The organism is Mycobacteroides immunogenum (assembly GCF_001605725.1).
Taxonomy (GTDB): Bacteria; Actinomycetota; Actinomycetes; order Mycobacteriales; family Mycobacteriaceae; genus Mycobacterium; species Mycobacterium immunogenum.
Genome location: NZ_CP011530.1, coordinates 668,976 through 688,293, shown reverse-complemented (window position 1 = coordinate 688,293; position 19,318 = coordinate 668,976). Strand labels below are relative to the sequence as shown.

The 19,318-nt window shown below is 65.5% G+C and carries 22 protein-coding genes; 10 read left to right on the top strand and 12 right to left on the bottom strand.

The features are described from left to right. Positions 1-26: 26 nt before the first annotated feature. Genes ABG82_RS03510 through ABG82_RS03500 form a run of 3 tightly spaced genes read left to right on the top strand, consistent with a single transcriptional unit; the run spans position 27 to position 2,370 of the window. Positions 27-812: a metal ABC transporter ATP-binding protein gene (locus ABG82_RS03510; RefSeq protein WP_043079779.1), complete on the top strand. Its 786-nt coding sequence runs from the start codon at positions 27-29 to the stop codon at positions 810-812. Next, the gene (locus ABG82_RS03505) at positions 805-1,635 is read left to right on the top strand and encodes a metal ABC transporter permease (protein WP_043079780.1); all 831 of its coding nucleotides are present in this window, start codon (positions 805-807) and stop codon (positions 1,633-1,635) included. The genes ABG82_RS03510 and ABG82_RS03505 overlap by 8 nt, the downstream gene beginning before the upstream one ends. An 18-nt stretch (positions 1,636-1,653) precedes the next feature. Beyond that, entirely contained in the window at positions 1,654-2,370 is a 717-nt protein-coding gene (locus ABG82_RS03500; RefSeq protein WP_043079781.1) for a LamB/YcsF family protein, read from the top strand. On the opposite strand, the gene ABG82_RS03495 is transcribed toward ABG82_RS03500, so the two are convergent. The 6 genes from ABG82_RS03495 to ABG82_RS03470 form a co-directional block, all read right to left on the bottom strand. Then, the gene (locus ABG82_RS03495; RefSeq protein ID WP_043079782.1) at positions 2,367-3,365 is read right to left on the bottom strand and encodes a glycerophosphodiester phosphodiesterase family protein; all 999 of its coding nucleotides are present in this window, start codon (positions 3,363-3,365) and stop codon (positions 2,367-2,369) included. The genes ABG82_RS03500 and ABG82_RS03495 overlap by 4 nt on opposite strands. Before the next feature lie 84 nt (positions 3,366-3,449). Next, a complete protein-coding gene (rlmB, locus tag ABG82_RS03490) occupies positions 3,450-4,397 on the bottom strand; it encodes a 23S rRNA (guanosine(2251)-2'-O)-methyltransferase RlmB (RefSeq protein ID WP_043079783.1) in 948 nt (315 codons plus the stop codon). A gap of 2 nt (positions 4,398-4,399) precedes the next feature. Then, positions 4,400-5,812 (bottom strand): cysteine--tRNA ligase, encoded by a 1,413-nt coding sequence (cysS, locus tag ABG82_RS03485; protein ID WP_043079784.1) that lies wholly within the window; start codon positions 5,810-5,812, stop codon positions 4,400-4,402. A gap of 11 nt (positions 5,813-5,823) precedes the next feature. Further along, positions 5,824-6,300, bottom strand: a complete 477-nt coding sequence (gene ispF / locus ABG82_RS03480) for a 2-C-methyl-D-erythritol 2,4-cyclodiphosphate synthase (protein ID WP_043079785.1) — start codon at positions 6,298-6,300, stop codon at positions 5,824-5,826. Beyond that, positions 6,297-6,974, bottom strand: a complete 678-nt coding sequence (gene ispD, locus ABG82_RS03475) for a 2-C-methyl-D-erythritol 4-phosphate cytidylyltransferase (RefSeq protein ID WP_165589760.1) — start codon at positions 6,972-6,974, stop codon at positions 6,297-6,299. The genes ispF and ispD overlap by 4 nt, the downstream gene beginning before the upstream one ends. Next, on the bottom strand, positions 6,964-7,452 hold the full coding sequence (locus ABG82_RS03470) for a CarD family transcriptional regulator (protein ID WP_005064991.1): 489 nt from the start codon (positions 7,450-7,452) through the stop codon (positions 6,964-6,966). The genes ispD and ABG82_RS03470 overlap by 11 nt, the downstream gene beginning before the upstream one ends. Before the next feature lie 380 nt (positions 7,453-7,832). Between ABG82_RS03470 and ABG82_RS03465 the strand changes: the two genes are divergently transcribed. The 4 genes from ABG82_RS03465 to radA all read left to right on the top strand — a co-directional run bounded on the left by ABG82_RS03465 (position 7,833) and on the right by radA (position 10,983). Next, positions 7,833-8,525 carry a hypothetical protein gene (locus ABG82_RS03465; protein WP_043079787.1) on the top strand — a complete coding sequence of 231 codons (693 nt, stop codon included), beginning with the start codon at positions 7,833-7,835 and terminating at the stop codon, positions 8,523-8,525. A 77-nt stretch (positions 8,526-8,602) separates the two neighbouring features. Further along, positions 8,603-9,058 carry an MmpS family transport accessory protein gene (locus ABG82_RS03460; protein ID WP_043079788.1) on the top strand — a complete coding sequence of 152 codons (456 nt, stop codon included), beginning with the start codon at positions 8,603-8,605 and terminating at the stop codon, positions 9,056-9,058. An 82-nt stretch (positions 9,059-9,140) separates the two neighbouring features. Further along, complete coding sequence (locus ABG82_RS03455) at positions 9,141-9,506, top strand: MmpS family transport accessory protein (RefSeq protein ID WP_043079789.1); 366 nt, start codon at positions 9,141-9,143, stop codon at positions 9,504-9,506. 55 nt (positions 9,507-9,561) lie between these two features. Then, a complete protein-coding gene (gene radA, locus ABG82_RS03450; protein ID WP_043079790.1) occupies positions 9,562-10,983 on the top strand; it encodes a DNA repair protein RadA in 1,422 nt (473 codons plus the stop codon). Here radA and ABG82_RS03445 read toward each other — a convergent pair. After that, positions 10,973-11,488 (bottom strand): PaaI family thioesterase, encoded by a 516-nt coding sequence (locus ABG82_RS03445; protein WP_078343920.1) that lies wholly within the window; start codon positions 11,486-11,488, stop codon positions 10,973-10,975. The genes radA and ABG82_RS03445 overlap by 11 nt on opposite strands. Positions 11,489-11,538: 50 nt before the next feature. Between ABG82_RS03445 and disA the strand changes: the two genes are divergently transcribed. Further along, a complete protein-coding gene (gene disA, locus ABG82_RS03440; protein ID WP_043079791.1) occupies positions 11,539-12,624 on the top strand; it encodes a DNA integrity scanning diadenylate cyclase DisA in 1,086 nt (361 codons plus the stop codon). On the opposite strand, the gene ABG82_RS03435 is transcribed toward disA, so the two are convergent. From ABG82_RS03435 to ABG82_RS03425, 3 genes are all read right to left on the bottom strand, one after another. Next, entirely contained in the window at positions 12,621-13,364 is a 744-nt protein-coding gene (locus tag ABG82_RS03435; protein WP_043079792.1) for a hypothetical protein, read from the bottom strand. The genes disA and ABG82_RS03435 overlap by 4 nt on opposite strands. A gap of 125 nt (positions 13,365-13,489) precedes the next feature. Further along, complete coding sequence (locus tag ABG82_RS03430; protein ID WP_043079793.1) at positions 13,490-15,034, bottom strand: LCP family protein; 1,545 nt, start codon at positions 15,032-15,034, stop codon at positions 13,490-13,492. 151 nt (positions 15,035-15,185) lie between these two features. Next, a complete protein-coding gene (locus ABG82_RS03425; RefSeq protein ID WP_054173205.1) occupies positions 15,186-15,800 on the bottom strand; it encodes a carbonic anhydrase in 615 nt (204 codons plus the stop codon). Positions 15,801-15,826: 26 nt separating this feature from the next. On the opposite strand from ABG82_RS03425, the gene ABG82_RS03420 reads away from it, so the two are divergent. Continuing rightward, positions 15,827-16,669: an HhH-GPD family protein gene (locus ABG82_RS03420; RefSeq protein ID WP_078343918.1), complete on the top strand. Its 843-nt coding sequence runs from the start codon at positions 15,827-15,829 to the stop codon at positions 16,667-16,669. Here the strand turns inward: ABG82_RS03420 and ABG82_RS03415 are convergent. Then, positions 16,666-17,622 (bottom strand): helix-turn-helix domain-containing protein, encoded by a 957-nt coding sequence (locus ABG82_RS03415; RefSeq protein ID WP_043080495.1) that lies wholly within the window; start codon positions 17,620-17,622, stop codon positions 16,666-16,668. The two genes, ABG82_RS03420 and ABG82_RS03415, sit on opposite strands and share 4 nt — an antisense overlap. Before the next feature lie 71 nt (positions 17,623-17,693). Between ABG82_RS03415 and ABG82_RS03410 the strand changes: the two genes are divergently transcribed. Further along, positions 17,694-17,891 (top strand): hypothetical protein, encoded by a 198-nt coding sequence (locus ABG82_RS03410; RefSeq protein WP_043080496.1) that lies wholly within the window; start codon positions 17,694-17,696, stop codon positions 17,889-17,891. Here ABG82_RS03410 and ABG82_RS03405 read toward each other — a convergent pair. Next, the gene (locus tag ABG82_RS03405) at positions 17,888-19,315 is read right to left on the bottom strand and encodes an alkaline phosphatase family protein (protein ID WP_043080497.1); all 1,428 of its coding nucleotides are present in this window, start codon (positions 19,313-19,315) and stop codon (positions 17,888-17,890) included. The genes ABG82_RS03410 and ABG82_RS03405 overlap by 4 nt on opposite strands. Between the last annotated feature and the right edge of the window lie 3 nt (positions 19,316-19,318).

Sequence of the window (19,318 nt, the reverse complement as noted above, 5' to 3'; positions counted from 1 at the left end):
GAAGACCAGTAGCGGATAATGACCGCATGAGTGCCGCGACGCTGCGCGATGCATCGATGAATCGCGGTGGACGCACCCTTTGGCAGGACCTGGACCTCACCGTGGAACCGGGCGAATTCATCGCCGTATTGGGCCCCAACGGTTCCGGAAAAACCTCGCTACTGCGTCTACTGCTGGGCCAGGTGCCACTGACCCGGGGCACCATGACCGTGACCGACGACCTCGGATACGTGCCTCAACACCGTCTTGCCGACAACGCACTGATCTTGCGCGCAGAAGACCTCGTGGGCCTCGGAATCGACGGACATCGTTGGGGTTTGGCGGCGATCAACCGCACCCGCCGGGCACGCCATCGCGAGGCAGTCGCCCTCGCGCTGGAGCAGGTGGACGCGAGCCATCTGGCAACCAAGGCTGTTTCGTCACTGTCCGGTGGCGAACTGCAGCGGGTGCGTATCGCGCAGGCACTTGCCGGCGACCCCGCGCTGCTGCTCTGCGACGAGCCGCTCCTGAACTTGGATCCGGCAAGCGCACAGCAGATTTGCGCTCTGATTGACAAGCGGCGGCGCAGCGCGCAGACAGCCGTGCTATTCGTGACGCACGAGATCAATCCGATCCTGCCGTACGCGGACCGGATCCTGTACCTGGTGGACGGGCGCTTCCAGATCGGCACCGTCGACGAGGTGATGACAACGGAGACACTGTCGGAGCTGTACCGCGCCCAGATCGACGTGGTCAAGGTGCGCGGGCAGTACGTGGTGGTCGGCGAAGACCGGCAGATCACCGAAGAATGTGCCGAGCACGCCCATGAATAACTTCTTCGACCTCTCCCTCACCGCCGATCTTTTGGGGCGCGACTTCGTGCAGCAGGCCATTCTGGCCGCCGCTCTGCTCGGACTGCTGGCGGGGCTCATCGGGCCGTTCGTGGTCATGCGGCAGATGTCCTTCGCCGTCCACGGGTCCAGCGAGCTGTCCTTGACGGGTGCGGCCGCCGCATTGCTGGCTGGGGCCAATGTCGGCACCGGCGCGCTCCTCGGGAGTGTGGTGGCGGCAATACTTTTCGGTGTTCTCGGACAGCGGACCAAGGATCGCGATTCTTCGATCGGTGTGGTCATGGCGTTCGGGCTGGGCCTGGCGGTGTTGTTCATTCACCTGTATCCAGGGCGCACCGGCACCAACTTCGCACTGCTCACCGGGCAGATCGTGGGCGTCGGATACAGCGGGCTGCTGATGTTGGTGGTGGTGAGCATCGTGGTCGGCGCGGTGCTGGCCTTCACCTACCGGCCGATGCTGTTCGCCACCGTCGATCCGGATGTCGCCGAGGCACGTGGAGTCCCGGTGCGGGCCTTGGGGATTGTCTTCGCCGCCCTCGTCGGCCTCACCGCGGCACAGGGCGTGCAAATCGTGGGCGCCCTGCTGGTGATGTCGCTACTCATCACACCGGCTGCCGCCGCGGCCCGCATCACGTCGTCTCCGGCCCGCGCCATCGCACTATCGATCGTCTTCGCCGAGGTCGCCGCCATCGGCGGCATTGTGCTGTCGCTGGCTCCGGGGGTGCCGATCTCGGTGTTCGTGACCATGATCGCCGTCGGGATCTACCTGCTCTGCCGCCTGATCGGCCGGTATCGGCACGCTTAGGCGCGATACGCTGGCCGGGTGGCACGCATCGACCTCAATGCCGACCTGGGTGAGGGTTTCGGTGCCTGGCGCCTCGGCGACGACGAGGCCATGCTCGACCTCGTCACCAGCGCCAACCTCGCCTGTGGCTTCCACGCGGGCGATCCGGCGACACTGCACCGCACCTGCCATGCCGCGGCCGCGCGGGATATCCGCATCGGCGCGCAGGTGGGCTACCGCGATCTCGCCGGATTCGGCCGCCGATTCATCGATATCGCGGCAGAGGATTTGTATGCCGACGTGGCGTATCAGATCGGTGCGCTTGACGCGCTCGCCCGCATCGCCGGATCATCGGTGACCTATGTGAAACCACATGGCGCGCTCTACAACACGATCATCCAGCACGAAGCACAGGCAGATGCGGTGGCGCGTGCGGTGCGCGACGTGAACGCCGATTTGCCGGTACTGACCCTGCCCCGGGGTGTCTTCGGGGACCGTGCACGTGAATTGGGCCTGCGCGTGGTTACCGAGGCCTTCGCGGACCGTGCCTACCGCGAGGACGGCACATTGGTGCCGCGCGGCGAACCCGGCGCGGTGCTGCACGATCCCGCCGTGGTGGCAGCGCGCATTCCCGCCCTCAGCCGCACCGCCGAATCGATATGTGTGCATGGTGATTCACCGGGTGCGGTCACGCTAGCGCGGGCCGTCCGCGATGCGTTGGCCGCCAATGACATCGAACTGGCCCCGTTCGTCTAACGGTGATACGCCGGTGGCAACGGCAGGCCCTTCTCGGCCATCACCCTCCGTAGAGTGGTCGGGTAGTCGCTGATGATCCCGTCGGCACCGGCATCGATCTGTGCCTTCATGGTCTCGGCATCGTTGATGGTCCAGGGAATGACCTTGAGCCCCAGACCGTGTGCCTTGTCGATAAATTTCTTGTCGGCCACCAAGGCGAAACCGGGATCACCGGCCTTGCCTCCATACGGCACGGTGTAACCGGGCGACAAGATGGTGGCGCCGATCTGCTTGGCCCCGTCAATCGGATCCGGTACCACCGCGGGGTCCACCCCGCCCAGCCACGGAGAGCCTGGGTACCACGTGGTTTCGTCCCACAGCGCCACCAGGGGGATGTTCGGCTCGGCCCGTTTGGTCATCGGCAGCGTGCGCCAGTCAAAGCTCTGAATTTCCACCTTGTCGAGCTTGCCCGCCGCGCGGATCGTGTCGAGGATGATGTCGACGAACACCTGCGGTTCCGCCGATTTCTGGGGTTCGGCGGCCTCCACCTTGGTCTCGATGTTGTAGCGCACCGCAGCGTGATAGGTGTCGGCGAGGGCGAAAACGTCTGACAACAAAGCGATCTTGTCGTTCTTGACCACCTCGGCTTGCGGGAAGTCCTTGAGCATCTTGCCGCAGTCCAGGGTGTGCAACTGCTCGGAGGTCAGGTCTTTCACCAGCTTTCCGACGTACGGGAACTGTGCGTCACCGGGCACCACCGGGGCCGTATCAGAGCATTTCGCGGGATCGATCACCGGATCGTGCCAGACCATCGGCTTGCGATCCTTGGAGATGACGATGTCGAGTTCGAGGGTGCTGACCCCCAGCTCAAGCGCTTTGGTAAAGGCACGCAAGGATTCTTCGGTGGTCTCGCCGCGTCCACCGCGATGTGCCTGTAGGTCGAAGGATGCCGGCTCCTTATCGCCGCAGGAGGCCAGGGCCAGGGTGGCGGCGAGGACCGCAGCTACGCGCTTCATGGCTGCACATTGTGCCCGAGATGACATAGATGTGGGTGAAACGCCAGAAGACACCCACATGAATGTCCAATCGGCAAAGAGCGATCAGCGACGCTGGCGGGCAATCTCCGCCAGCACCACACCGGCGGCCACCGAAGCGTTCAACGATTCGACGGGTCCGGCCATCGGAATCGAGACCACCGCATCGCAGGTCTTGCGGACCAGCTGCGACAATCCCTTGCCCTCCGAACCGACGACCACAGCGATATCGCCAGCACCGTCGAGGCTGTCGAGCTCGGTGTCGCCGCCCGCGTCAAGCCCAACGATGGTGATGCCCTTGTCCTGCCAATCCTTCAGGGTGCGCGTCAGATTCGTGGCCCGGGCGACGGGGAGGCGCGCCGCCGCGCCCGCGCTGGTGCGCCACGCGACGGCGGTTACCGACGCACTACGGCGCTGCGGAATGACGACGCCATGCCCACCGAAGGCGGCGACGGAACGCACGATGGCACCCAGGTTGCGCGGGTCCGAAATGTTGTCCAGGGCCACCAGTAACGCGGGCTGCGCCTCGGCACGAGCGCGCGCGAGCAGATCATCGGGGTGCGCATACTTGTACGGCGGGATCTGCAGCGCGAGCCCCTGATGCAGTCCGTTGGTGCTCATGCGGTCCAGATCGGGGCGCGGCACCTCCAAGATCGCGATCCCGGCGTCGGCCGCCAGAGACACCGATTCGGTGAGCCGCTCGTCGTTGTCGGCGCCGACCGCCACGTACAGCGCGGTCGCCGGCACACCGGTGCGCAGGCATTCCAGCACCGGGTTACGACCCAGCACCATCTCGGCCTCGTCCCCCTGCTTAAGCCGGCGCTGCTTGGCGTCCGCGATCTTCCGTTGCACAGCAGCACGTTTGGCGGCGGGATGCTTCGTCCGCTGCTCCGCGGGAGGCGTCGCGCCCTTGGCCTCCAGGCCGCGCCGGCGCACCCCGCCGGAACCGACGGTGGGCCCCTTCTTGCTGCCGGGCTTACGTACCGCGCCGCGGCGCTGAGAATTACCTGCCATTGCTACTGCTCTTCGTCGTTACTGGTTAGGGTCCATTGCGGGCCGTCCGAGGTGTCGGTGATCTCCAGACCCGCCCGCTTGAGCCGGTCTCTGATCTCATCGGCCAGTGCCCAATTCTTTTCTGTCCGCGCCGTTTCGCGGCGCTGCAGCTCCGCGGTCACCAACACATCGACAGCATTCAGCGCGGCCGAGGTCTCGTCGCGGGTCTCCCAGCGCTCATTGAGCGGGTCGCATCCGAGGATCGACATCATGGCGCGCACGCTGGCCGCCGCCGACAGTGCGCCCTCGTGGTCACCGGCATCCAGCGCGCGATTGCCGTTGGCGCGTGCGGAGTGCACCTCGGCGAGCGCGATCGGCACCGACAGGTCGTCATCGAGCGCGGCCGCGAACCCCGGAGTCCAGGTGCCCACTGGCACCTCGCCGACCCGGACACGCACCCGGTGCAGGAAGTCCTCGATGCCGCAGTACGCCTTGACCGCATCCGCGAGCGCGGTCTCGGAGTATTCGAGCATCGAACGGTAGTGCGCGCTACCGAGGTAGTAGCGTAGTTCGACGGCCCGGACACGTTGCAACACAGCCGGAATGGACAACACATTGCCCAGCGACTTGCTCATCTTCTCGCCACCCATGGTGACCCAGCCGTTGTGCAGCCAATACCTGGCGAAGCCGTCACCGGCAGCACGGCCCTGCGCGATCTCGTTTTCGTGATGCGGAAAGACCAGATCCATTCCGCCGGCATGGATATCGAACTCCGGCCCCAGATATGCCTCGCACATCGCGACGCATTCAGTGTGCCAACCCGGACGTCCCGGCCCCCATGGCGTCGGCCACGACGGCTCACCGGGCTTGGCGCCCTTCCAGAGGGTGAAGTCGCGCGGATCGCGCTTACCGGTCGCCACCCCTTCGCCCTGATGCACGTCGTCGATCTTGTGCCCGGACAACTGCCCATACTCCGGGTAGCTCAACACGTCGAAGTAGACGTCGCCAGCGCTGGCGTAGGCATGCCCGGTGTCGATGAGCCGCTCGATCAGCTCGATCATCTGGGTGATGTGCCCCGTCGCGCGCGGGGAGACCGAAGGCGGCAGCACGCCAAGGGCGTCGTAGGCCTCGTCGAAGGCGCGCTCATACGTCGCCGCCCACTCCCACCACGGACGACCGGCGTCAGCGGCCTTATTGAGGATCTTGTCGTCGATATCGGTGACGTTGCGGACAAACAGGACGTCATAGGCGCGGGCACTGAGCCAGCGGCGCAATACGTCGAAAGCCACACCGCTGCGCACATGCCCGATATGGGGCAGACCTTGCACGGTTGCCCCGCACAGATAGATGGAGACGGATCCGGGCCGTAGCGGCACGAAGTCACGCACGGCACCCACACGGGTGTCGTAAAGCCGAAGCGGAGCGTGACCGGTCACGACCAGCGAGCTTACCGCGCTGCGACGAGCGCCGTTGCCACCGCGGCCAAGCCTTCGCCGCGACCGGTCAGGCCCAAGCCGTCGGTCGTGGTCGCCGACACCGAAACCGGCGCTCCAACAAGGCCCGACAGCAGCTGCTGGGCCTCGGCCCGGCGCGGACCGACCTTCGGCCGATTACCGATGACCTGTACCGCGGCATTGCCGATCTGGAAGCCATTGTCGTGCAGTAGCTCCCGCACATGGGTCAACATCTTGGCGCCGCTGACATTCGTCCACTCGGGCCTGCCTGTGCCGAACACCGCACCCACGTCGCCGAGCCCGGCAGCCGACAGCAGGGCATCACAGAGCGCGTGCGCGGCAACATCTCCGTCCGAATGCCCCTCGCATCCGTTCTCGCCGGGAAAGAGCAGCCCGAGCAGCCAGCAGGGCTTGCCCTCCTCGATGGGATGCACGTCGGTGCCGATGCCCACGCGGGGCAATGCGCTCATGTGGGTAATCCCTCCCTGCTCAGAATCGCCTCCGCCAAAGTCATGTCGAGCGCCGTGGTGATCTTGAACGCCAGCCGGTCGCCCTCCACCACATGCACATGCTCACCGATTTTCTCGACCAGCGCGGCATCGTCCGTGGCGATATCACCGGCAGCCGCGTACGCACGCCTGAGCACGTCGGCCGCGAAGCCTTGCGGGGTCTGCACGGCGCGCAGGCTGGCCCGATCCGGGGTCCCAGTCACCTCACCGCGCGCGTTAATCGATTTGATGGTGTCCGCCACCGCGATCGCCGGGATTACCGCACCGCGGCCTCCCTGCAGTTCGGCGACGATGCGGGCAATCATGTCCGGCGGGGTCAACGGACGCGCCGCATCGTGAACCAGAATCCAGTCGGCCGTACCCACGGCGGCCAAACCAGCTCGCACCGAGTCGGTGCGCTCAGCACCACCCGGCACCACCCTGGCAGCGGGGCCTACCAAGGTCGTGGCCGTCTCAAGCTGGTCGGCGCCGACCACGACCACGACCTCATCGACCGCTCCCGAAGAGAGCAGGCCGTCAACACAACGTTCAAGCATGGTCCGACCGCCGACACTCACGAAGGCTTTCGGAATCTTCGCGCCCAGCCGCACACCAAGACCGGCGGCCGGAACTATCGCCGCCGTCCTACGAGGCAGCTGCGAGCACCTCGTCGAGGATGGTGTCGGCCTTGGCCGCGTTGGTGTTCTCCGCCAGCGCGAGCTCGCCGACCAGGATCTGACGGGCCTTGGCCAGCATGCGCTTCTCGCCTGCCGACAGACCACGCTCCTGCTCGCGACGCCACAGGTCACGCACAACCTCGGCAACCTTCTTCACATCACCGGAAGCCAGCTTCTCCTGGTTGGCCTTGAATCGGCGCGACCAGTTGGTGGGCTCTTCGGTGTGCGGTGCGCGCAGCACCTGGAAGACCGTGTCCAGGCCCTCACGCCCCACTACGTCACGGACACCGACGTATTCGGCGTTTTCCGCGGGGACACGGACCGTCAAATCGCCTTGGGCAACCTTCAGGACGAGATACTCTTTCTGCTCGCCTTTGATGGTTCGGGTCTCGATCGCTTCGATCAGCGCTGCACCGTGATGTGGATAGACAACGGTGTCTCCGACCTTAAATATCATCTTGTTTCGTGCCCCTTTCGATACCCAATTCTAACACGGCGTATCTCGACGTGCCCACCAACGATGCAGGTCAGGGGCACTGCAGATGAACCCCCGGGGTTGACACGGTGACTTTTTCGTGCATCCGGCAACCCTCGTGAGCACATCCGACCGGCCCATAAACCAGCCCTCACGAGCGGTAATCCAGGTCACATCGGCTGCCCGGCGGCTGGCCCGGACACCGCCGGCCGCCGTTTCCGGACCGTCCGCAAGCATGTCGCCCATCGCAGGCGCCCCACCGTTTCAGTCCGCGCGGGCCACCTACTACTGTCTATAGGAGATATCGGCCGCAGGTGGATTCCGGACCCTTCCGGAGCCGCTTTCGAATCAGGGAGACGCCTGTGTTTCGCACTCGGTCCCGGCGCAGCAGCGCCCGCGTTACGACACTCGTTGGCGCCGCCGTTCTCGCTACGGCCCTGACCGGCTGCGGTGCCGGACAGATCTCACAGACCGCAAACCAGTCGTCGGCGATCAACGGCGGCAGCGCCAATATCGGCAAGCTGGCGCTGCGCAACATCCACCTCGTCGGCAACTCCGACCCGGTGAAGCAGCGCGCCGGACAGAAGGCCGAGCTGGTTCTGGTCATCGCGAATGAATCCGCCGATGTCAGTGACCGGCTCACCGCCATCTCCTCGCCCGATGACATCGGCAAGGTCACGCTCAGCGGTGACAGCGACATCCCCGCCACCGGGCGCCTGTTCGTCGGCTCGGCCGAAGGCCAGGAGCCGCCCGCTGAGGCCAAGGCACCCGAGACGGCCGCGCCCGAAGTCAGCGGCACCGAGACCACCTCTGCCGCCATCCCCACGCCAGAAGCCAAGCCCCAGGCCTCTTCTGACCCGACGATCAAGCACGGCAAGGCACAGCTGGCGCTGTCCAAGGATCTGGCCGACGGCCTGACCTACCGCTTCACCTTCACCTTCGAGAAGGCCGGACAGGTCACCGTGGCGGTGCCGATCGACGCCGGTCCCAGCGCACCCCGTCAGCACACCGGCAACGCCGGCCACGAGGGCGGCCACGAGGGCGGCGAGCACTAACCACAGTCCTGTTGCGAGGGCCTGGAGCGGCGATCTGCCGATCCGGGCCCTCGCTTTTTTCGTGCTAGCTTGCGCCCATGAAACGGCTCTTCACCTGCGTGGCGGCAGTCGCCATGCTCGGTGCGCTACTCAGCGCCCCGATCGCCCACGCGGTGCCCCGCACCGTGACGTATCGGGTGTGGGCGGAGTATGGCCCGCTGGTTGCGGCAACCCTCGGCTACAACGACGCCGACGGGGCACGCCGCGGCGCGATAAATCCTCAGCTGCCCTGGGGCAAGGACATCACGTGGACCGATGACACCAAACATCCGCTCATCAACGTGACCGGCTACAACACCGGAGACGGGCCGCGTATCTTCTGCCAGATCCTCATCGACGGGCAGGTGGTCGACGAGGACGATCGGGTGGAGCTGGCCACCTGCAGCTACGCCACCGATGGCGTGCCACGCCAGCACTGCTTGCGCGGCAACTCCGGCTCCAAGGTCGGCACCCGCGACCAACGGGACGGCGACCCGTGCAGCCGCAATCCGTGACGCCCGCGGTGTGACGATTCGGCCCTTTGCCCACCGCCTCCGTGATAGCTTCCGGCCCAAAGCTGAGAACCGGGAGGACACCGTGAAGCGAACGTTGGCGGCGGCAACTGCGGCGACCGCGGTCGCCGGTCTGTTCTTTCCCGCGACCGCGCAGGCCGCGCCGCCCAAGGTGACCTACCTGGTCTGGGCAGCGGGCAAGACCCCCGCAGCCGGCACCATCAGCTACGGGGACTACTCCGGGACACCGCAGGCCATCAACGACGTCACGTTGCCCTGGTCGGTGACGGTGGCCTGGCCCTACAAGGACGCCGTCAAGCAGGTGACGGCCATCTGGGGTTCCGGCCATATCTACTGCCGGATTCTGGTGGACGGACAGACCGTGCTGTCCAACGACGGCGAAAGAACCGTGAACTGTCAGGACCGGATCGTCCCGCTGCCACCCGACTAAGCGCGGGCGGACCCGCTTGCCTGGTTTTGTCACACCCGGCGGCTAACGTCGCGGTGTGGCCAAACCCCGCGCGCAATACCGCTGTTCGGAATGCCAGCACACCACCGCCAAATGGGTGGGCCGCTGCCCCGACTGCGGCACCTGGGGCAGCGTGAGCGAAACCGCGGTGCTGTCCTCCATCGGGGGACTCGGCGCGGTTCGCGCGGTCGCACCGGCCTCGGCGGCGGTACCGATCACCAGCATCGCCACCGACACCACCCGGCACCAACCCACCGGTGTTTCCGAGCTCGACAGGGTGCTCGGCGGCGGCGTCATCCGCGGCTCGGTCAACTTGCTCGCCGGCGAGCCGGGGGTCGGTAAATCGACCCTGCTGTTGAAGGTGGTCCACCAATGGGCACTCTCCGGCGGCCGCGCCCTCTACATCAGCGGTGAGGAATCCGCGGCCCAGGTGCGGCTGCGGGCCGAACGCACCGGCTGCGTTCACGACGAGGTATACCTCGCCTCGGAGTCGGACCTGCATAGCGTGCTCGGGCACATCGAGGCCGTCAAACCCACACTGACGATCATCGATTCGGTCCAAACCATGTCCACAACCGACGCCGACGGAGTCACCGGCGGCGTGACACAGGTCCGTGCGGTGACGACGGCGCTGACCATGGCGGCCAAATCGTCCGGGGTGGCGATGGTGCTGGTCGGCCATGTCACCAAGGACGGCGCGATCGCCGGGCCACGCTCGCTGGAGCATCTCGTCGATGTGGTGCTGCATTTCGAAGGCGACAAACACTCGGCATTGCGGATGGTGCGCGGCATCAAGAACCGGTTCGGGGCGGCAGACGAAGTTGGATGTTTTCAGTTGCGCGACAAAGGAATCGATTGCGTTTCCGACCCCTCGGGATTGTTCCTCGAACATCGCGAGAAGGCGGCGGCCGGGACCGCGGTGACCGTCACGCTCGACGGTAAGCGGCCGCTGCTCGGCGAGGTGCAATCACTTGTCACCACCTCCACCAACCCGTCGCCACGGCGAGCGGTGAGCGGCCTGGATCACGCGCGCTCGGCAATGGTCACCGCCGTGCTTGAGCGGCACGGGCGACTTCCCTTGGGCAACAATGATATTTACATGGCGACGGTGGGCGGTATGCGCATGACCGATCCATCCGCGGATTTGGCCATCCTGATGGCGGTGGCCTCGGCATACACGGACATAGCATTGCCGGCCAACATGGTGTTCATCGGCGAGGTGGGGCTGGCCGGCGATATCCGGCGCACCGCCGCCGTCGGCAAGCGCATCGCCGAGGCCGCCCGTCTCGGATACACCCATGCGGTGATTCCGCCCGAAGGTGACGATCTACATCCCGCCGGCATGCACCTGCTGCGCTGCCCGACGGTGGGCAGGGCGCTGGAAGTGCTCTCCGAAGCACGCAAGATCGAACCGGAAAAGCGCCCGAATTTGCGCCTGGCCCAGAAGTTTACGGACTGATGCCCAGCGTTCGTGACGCACCTTCGCCGTAGTGGGCGTCCGGGTCAATGACCACAAAGATGCCCTGCGAACCGGCCACCAATTGACCATCGATCCGCGCACTCGCCGTGGTGTAGAGCTTGCGCCCGATCCGGCCCTCGACGGTGGCGGTCAGGTCCACGGTCGCGCCGACGGGAATGGGCTTGCGATAGTCGATCTCCAAATGCGCTGTGACAGCCACCAATTGTGTGACGATCCCCAAGATTCCCTGTAGCTCGTCGAAAATGGCAGCCATCACACCACCGTGGATGACGCCGGGCCCGCCCTCAAGTTCGGGCAGGACCTCGAATTGGCCGGTCACACTGGCGCCGTCGCCGGCGTAAAACCGCGTCCCCCACAGGTCCTCGTCGGCACCCGGATAACTGAATCTGCGAGGCCAGCCCGGGTTCAGTTCGGCGCCCGAAGCGGGAGCTTCCGGGCCGCGGCTAACCGGCTCAAGCCCCTCAGGCAACGTCCACGTCGACATGACCACGTAATCTAACTGCGGCAAGCCGAGCCTGGAGAGGGAGGTGCGCGATGGACAACGCGGAAGCCAACGCAAGAATGCGGGAAACGCTGGCCCGATTGGCGCCTGGCACACCCCTGCGCGACGGCCTGGAGCGCATTCTTCGTGGTCGCACCGGGGCACTGATCGTCCTCGGCTACGACGACAAGGTCGAGAGCATCTGCGACGGCGGCTTCTCCCTCGATGTCGCATTCGCCCCCACACGGCTTCGCGAGCTCTCCAAGATGGACGGCGCCGTGGTGCTGTCCACGGACGGCTCCCGCATTGTGCGCGCCAACGTGCAACTGGTGCCGGACCCGTCCATTCCGACGGATGAGTCCGGCACCCGGCACCGCTCCGCGGAGCGCACCGCCATTCAAACCGATTATCCCGTTGTGTCGGTTAGCCATTCAATGAACATCGTGAGCGTGTACACCGCCGGAATCCGGCACGTTGTCATGGATTCGGCCACCGTCATGTCCAGGGTGAACCAGGCGGTGTCCACCCTGGAGCGCTACAAGACCCGACTCGACGAGGTGACGTCGTCACTGGCCACCGCCGAGATCGAGGACTTCGTGACGCTGCGGGACGTCATGACGGTGGCACAGCGTCTGGAGCTGGTGCGACGGATCAGCCAGGACATCGAGCTCGATGTCATCGAACTCGGCACCGACGGACGCCAGCTCAAGCTGCAGATCGGCGAGCTGGTCGGCGATAACGACACCGAGCGCGAGCTACTGGTCAGGGACTATCACGCGAACCCCGAACCACCGACGCAGGCACAGATCGCCTCGACGTTGGAGGATCTGGACGCGCTCTCGGACACCGATCTGCTGGACCTCACGGTGCTCTCCCGTACGTTCGGATACCCGTCCACCGTCGAGGCCCAGGACACCGCGATGAGTTCCCGGGGCTACCGGGCCATGACACACATTCCCCGGCTTCAGTTCGCGCACATCGACAGACTGGTCCGCGCATTCGGCTCCCTGCAGGGGCTACTGGCCGCCAGCGCGACGGACCTGCAGTCGGTGGAAGGAATCGGCGCGATGTGGGCCCGCCATATCCGGGAGGGCCTGTCGCGGCTGGCCGAATCGACGCTTACCGAGCAGACCGGCTAGGCCGGGGGCGCCGCGGGCGCCGGTGCGTCCGCGGGCTTCTCGCCAATGATGAACGGCACCGGCGCACTGCGCAGATCACCGAGCTGCACCACCAGCGAGTAGGTGCCCGGGCCGATGGCCGGACGCGGCAGCGGGCAGTTGGGCGCAGAACCCATTCCGGTCCAGGTGACCTCGGTGGTCACCTGCTCGCCAGGGTTGAAGGTCTTGATCGCCGATTCCTGGGACGGAGCACAGTCCAGATTCGCCCAGATCCGCTTGTTGTCCAGGCTGAACACCGACGCCGCCAGCACCGCGGCGCCCACGTCGCGCTTGCATTGCACCAGGCCGATATTGGTGACCACCATGGTGAACTTGGGCTGTTCCCCGGCCAGGTAGCTGGGCTTGTCGGTAGAGGCCTTCACCGCGAGTGTCGCGTCCGGGCAGTCGTCTCCCGGGTTCATCGCCACCGGGGGCACCAACTCGGGCTTGGCGATGGGCGGCCCGTCGTGCACCGGGGCTTCTACGGGTTTGTCGGCAGGCTTGTTGATCTCATTGGGCGGCAAGATGACGGGCTTACCTGCCGGGGCGGCAGTGTCGGCGGGCTTATCCGCAGCCTTCGTGTCGGCCCCAGCGCTGCCGCCGACCAACGCGAAGACCACCGCCGCGACAATGGCGACCAGGACCACCGCCACGCCGATCGCGAGGGCGCGGCGCCGCCAATAGATCTCAGAAGGCAGCGGGCCGGAAGGGTGCATGTCCATCACGATTCAACGGTAAGCGCAGGTCACTTTGGGATGGCCGACCTCGCTCGGCGTGTCGGCGAGCTGCACAGACTTCACAGTGCTATTTGGGGGCGATTTGGGGCTCTTGGGCGGTTTGTTTCGGATCAGTTCACACAGGGCACGCCGCTGCTGCTACTGACCACCGGCTTACCCGAGTCCGGCGGTGCGTAGTCTCCGTACGATCCCGAGCTCGACGAACTGGACATCGAGCTTGCCGTTCCGCTGTCCTCGGCGCTCATGACATCGCTGGGTGCGGAGTATCCGGTGCCCAGCATGACGCGAATTCGTCCGGGCGCCAACGTCGGATCAGCGATGGGTTCCGTCTCGATGCCCAACATGGTGGACATCGCCTTGGCATCGGCGTCGGCACCGACGCCGTAATCGATGCCGGTGCCTGTCGATTCGCCGCTGAGCGGATCCCGCACGTCGCCCCTGGTGTAACCGCGGCTGACCAGTGCGGACGAAATCGTCGATGCCAGGCCGGATGTCGAAGTCGCATTCACGACATCGACGGTGCTGGTGGGTGTCGTCGCCGCGGATGCGGGCGCGGCATCCTCACCCTTGAAGGCGGCAGCCACCTTGGCGCGAATAGCGACGGGGTCCACGATGTTGACGTCCGCGCCGTCGATGTTGTCGTATCGCACCACGGGCAGCGTCTGGAAGTTCACATTGCCGTCAGCGATCTGCCCAAGGCGCTGGAATTGCTTCTCCGTCCAGCCCTTTGACAGCACCACATCCTTGTGGACGACCTTCATCAAGCCGTTCAGTTTGGTGATGTCGGTGAGCGTGCCGGCATTGCGCAGCTGCTGCATCACCGAGATCAGGAACGCCTGCTGACGGTGCGTGCGGTCGAGGTCGCCGTTTTCCAGCCCGTGGCGTTGGCGCACGAAGGCCAGTGCCTGTGAAGCGTTGAGGGTTTGTTCTCCGGCGGGGAAATTGGCACCCGAGTAGCTGTCATAGACGGCACTGTTCAGGCAGACGGTGATGCCGCCCAGCTCGGAGGCCAGGTCGTAGAAACCGACCAGGTTGACCTCGGCGAAGTAATCGATGGGCTGACCGGTCAGCCGGTGCACGGCGTTCAGGGTCGCGCGCCGACCGGCCTCGCGGCTCTGTTGCTCCAGTGTCGCCTGATCGGTGATGCCCTCGTTGACGAGCTTGTCCGCCTCATTCGCCTTGGTCAGGCCGTAGGCTTCCTTGATCTTGATGTGCTTGTAGCCCGGAATGCCTTCCGCGGGCACCCAGTCGTCACGGGGGATGGAGAAAGCAGTGACCTTGTTGTCGGCACCGACGTGCACCAGGATCAGGGTGTTGGTGTTGTATCCGCCGGCATCTGAGTCGCCGGCGTGCAACTGATTCAGGACGGCCCGGGGCAGGTCGTTTCCGTCCTGGTCCTTCCGCGAGTCCAGACCGATCAACAGCATGTTCATGGAGCCGTCGTTCGACTTGCCGCCTTCGGCCTCCGCACCCGAGGTGGGCACGTGGCTGAACGCCTTGTAGAAGACCTGCCAGCCCGCTCCGGTTACCACCAAACTGCCGCAGGCCAGCAGCGCGAAGATGACGCGTCCCGCCGCAGTTTTACTGACTGACCAGCGCTTATTTGATTTGGGCAGTGCGTGCTTGGGCTGCCTACGACCCGTGTCGCGGCTCATCTGTCGCCACCCCCGTATGGCAGCAACGTACACACCGAACTACCCATCCCTCCCCCAGAGAAATCTGCATTCGTTCTAATTCTCCCATTACCGGCATCAAGATGCCATGTGATGTTTGCCGAATGCAGCATGACCTGGGGTTTTCTACTTGCTACTCGCCGATATCGCCGACGTGGCCGTGTAGGACAACGCGGCCGTCGGCCAGTTTGTAGGTCAGATACACAAGGGCCAGCTTGTTGGCCTTGACAGCATCGGCCACCACCTGCGAACGCTGCAACAACTTGGTGCCGGTTTCCTCAACATGACGAGCCTCGAACTCATCGATCCGCGACAACCCATCCTTGCGCCCACCCAAGATCGACGGCATCACCCGCACCACCAAATCCCGGATATACCCACTGGGCACCTCACCGGTATCCAGCGCCGCCACCGTGGCCCCCACCGCACCACAAGAGTCATGGCCCAAGATCGCGATCAACGGCACACCCAACACCGCCACCGCATACTCAATCGAGCCCAACACCGCCGAGTCGATCACCTGACCGGCAGTACGCACGATGAACATATCCCCCAGGCCCTGATCAAAAATGATCTCCGCCGCCACCCGGCTATCGGAACACCCGAACAACAACACATTGGGGTGCTGACCGTTCGCCAACTCCGCGCGCCGCGCAATGCTCTGGCTCGGATGCTGCGGAAAACCACCAACAAAACGCTGGTTACCCTCTTTGAGTGCCTTCCAGGCGGACCTCGGATCAGCTGTCATACCCGACATTGTGCCCTGACGAACTTTTGAGCTGGTTCGATACCGCCGAACGGGATCTCCCCTGGCGCCACCCCGAGGCCACACCGTGGCACATCCTCATCAGCGAGGTGATGCTGCAGCAGACGCCGGTGTCCCGGGTCGAGCCGGTGTGGCGTGATTGGGTGGCACGCTGGCCGGTTCCGTCCGCGATGGCGAAAACCTCTGTGGCAGAAGTATTGCGGGCATGGGGCAAGCTCGGTTATCCGCGGCGTGCCATGCGTCTGCACGAGTGCGCGACGGTACTGGCGCGCGACTACGACGACCGGGTGCCGGACGACGTGGAAACCCTGCTGACGCTGCCCGGCGTCGGGGCGTACACGGCCCGCGCCATCGCCTGCTTCGGGTACGGACAGCGAGTCCCGGTGGTGGACACCAATGTCCGCCGCGTCATCGCACGCGTGGTGCACGGCGTCGCCGATTCGGCGCCGTCGGCACGGGACCTGCGCGACGCGGAGGCGCTGCTGCCGGTGGAGAACGGCGCCCGGTTCTCGGCGGCGCTCATGGAACTGGGTGCCCTGGTGTGCACTGCCCGCGCACCGCAGTGCCCGATATGTCCGTTGAGCTCCTGCACATGGCGCGAAGCGGGCCGTCCCGAGCTGGACACCCCGGCCCGGCCCGTCCAGAAGTACGCCGGCACCGATCGCCAGGTACGAGGGCGGCTACTGGATGTTCTGCGCGGCAGCAGCATTCCGGTGACAAGAGCCCAGCTCGACGTGGTGTGGCTCTCCGATATCGCGCAGCGTGACCGGGCGCTGGATTCGCTTCTGGTCGACGGGCTGGTGGAACAGACGGCGGACGGCCGGTTCGCGCTCGCCGGTGAGGGCGGCTAGCTCGCCGCGACCGCGAAGGCCTTGCGGTAATCGGTGGGTGTGATGCCCACGCCACGGCGGAAGTGGTGGCGCAGCAGGATGGCAGTGCCGAATCCGCTACGGGCCGCGACGGCATCGACATCCAGGTCCGTCTCCTCCAGGAGGCGCCGGGCCAGCAGCACCCGTTGATCGATGATCCAACGCATCGGCGTCACGCCGGTCTGATCGGCGAACTTGCGCGCAAAGGTACGAGTCGACATGTGAACGCGTGCGGCAAGGTCGGCCACCGTGTGACTCTGATCGATGTTTTCGATCAGCCAGTCGAAGAGGCCACCAAAGCCGTCGGCGGCGACATCGGGAACCGGTTGCGGGATGAACTGACGCTGACCACCGGTGCGCTGAGGCGGCACCACCATGCGCCGTGCGATCTTGTTGGTGATCTCGCTGCCGAGTTCGCGGCGCACCAGGTGCAGGCACGCGTCGATTCCGGCGGCGGTCCCGGCGCTGGTGATCAGGTCGCCGTCGTCAACGAACAACACGTCCCGGTCCACCGTCGCCGTCGGGTACCGGCGGGCCAACTCATCGGTGTACATCCAGTGCGTGGTGCAGCGACGGCCATCCAGCAGCCCTGCCGCGCCCGCGATGAAGACACCCGAGCAGACGGTGAGCACGGTGGCACCCCGCTCCCACGCGGCCCGTACCGCCTCCAGCGCCTCGGGCGGGTAACCCTTGGTGAACGGTCGCGCCGGAAGTGCCACCAGGTCGGCATCAGCGAGTCCGTCAAGCCCGTGTTCGGGGATGAGCGACACACCGACCGTGGTCCGCAAGGGCACGCCGGGTTCCTCCCCGCATACCCGGAAATCGAAGTTGGGAACACCGTCGCGAGTACGATCCAGCCCGAAGACCTCGCAGATGACCCCGAACTCGAACACGGCGACCTGGTCCAGCACCAGGGCGGCAACCGAACGCAACATGGCTGAATATTATCGAAGGTCGTCAATTCCGCCACTGTTGGCGCGATGTTTATCTGAACACAATTAGCGCCATGGCCATCCTCGCCGCCACCCTCGTCTTGTTATCGCCTTTTGCCCTGACACTCGCACTCAGCTGGATAGCCAGGCGGAACAACAACTTCCGAATCCACCTCGATCAGTTCCGGGTCGCGGCACCGCTGGGCGGCACCTTCGCCGAAGATCCGCGACCGCGGCGGCGCGACATGGAAACCATCCTGACGCGCGATTAGCGGCGCGGGCGCGATCCCGGCTCTTGCACCGGGGCGCGCTGCGGCGCGGGCGGCAACGCCGGCGGCGGCAAGGTGTCCGTGTGATCGGCCGCCGCGACCACCGCCGCGGTATCGGGCAGCCCCGGCGCCGACCGCGTCGGGCCATCAAAACCAAAGGCCGAGAACATGTTTCCGAACGTCTTGCGCCGCCATGCCGAGATGTTCGGCTCACGCACACCCGTGAACTCTTCAAGAAAGCGCAGCACCGAGGTGTGGTCGAACGGTTCGCTGGCCACCCAGCCCCCGACCGACCACGGCGAAATCACAATGGCCGGCACCCGGAACCCGCCACCAATCGGCAGATCCTTGACCCACTCGCCCGGGGTACCGGGCGGCGGGGTCGGCGGCACCACATGATCGAACAACCCGTCATTTTCGTCGTAATTCAGGATGAACACCGTCTTGGCCCACACCTCGGGATTGGCGGCAATCGCGTCGATCTTGCTGGCGACGTAGGCCGCGCCATCGGCAGGCCGATACGCGGGATGCTCACTGGCGGTACTGGTCATCACGATCCAGGACACCGCCGGCAGTGTTCCCGCCCGGGCGTCCTCCTCGAACCGTGTCGCACTCACCGGGGCTATTCCCTTGTCATACAAGGGCTCTCCCGGCCCACTCTGCTGAAATCGACTGAAGAGCTTGAGCACGTTGCAGCCGCCGAAATCGTCTTCTTCGGCATACACCCGCCAACTCACCCCCGCCGCTTCCAGGCGCTCGGCGTAGGTGGTCCAGCGATACCCACCGGGCACCGGGGTATTCCAGGTGATGGGGCCGCCATGCGCGGCATCGGGATCGATGGTGCCGGTCATCCACATCATCCGGTTGGGCCAGGTCGGTCCCATCACCGAAGAATGAAAGTTGTCGCAGACCGTGAACGCCTCGGCGAGCGCGAAATGAAATGGGATGTCCGCGCGCTCGTAGTAGCCCATCACATACGGGTAGTTCTCACCGTCGGGCTTGCGATGTGCGGCCATCCAGTTGTCCATTTTCCCGTGGTTCCACGAGTCGTGCTGCACCGACCAGGCATGGCTGGTGGTCGGGATCTTCTGCACGCTGTTCACCGAGGTGTCCAGGTGGAAGGGCAGCAGATAGCCGTCGGGGTTGCGCGAATCGGGCTGATGGAAGACCGACTTCCCGGTCGAGAGAGTGACCGCGGTCGGGTCATCGAAGCCCCGGACACCGGACAGGGTGCCGAAGTAGTGGTCAAAAGACCGGTTCTCCATCATGAGGACGACGACGTGTTCGACGTCCTTGAGCGAGCCGGTTCGGGGTGCCGGCTGGGCCAGGACGCGCTGGACGTTCGTGGGCATGAGCGCGGCGGCCGCGCTGAATGCCGCGGCGCCCGCCGCCGAGGTGAGAAGGCGACGGCGGGATAGCGGACTCATCGC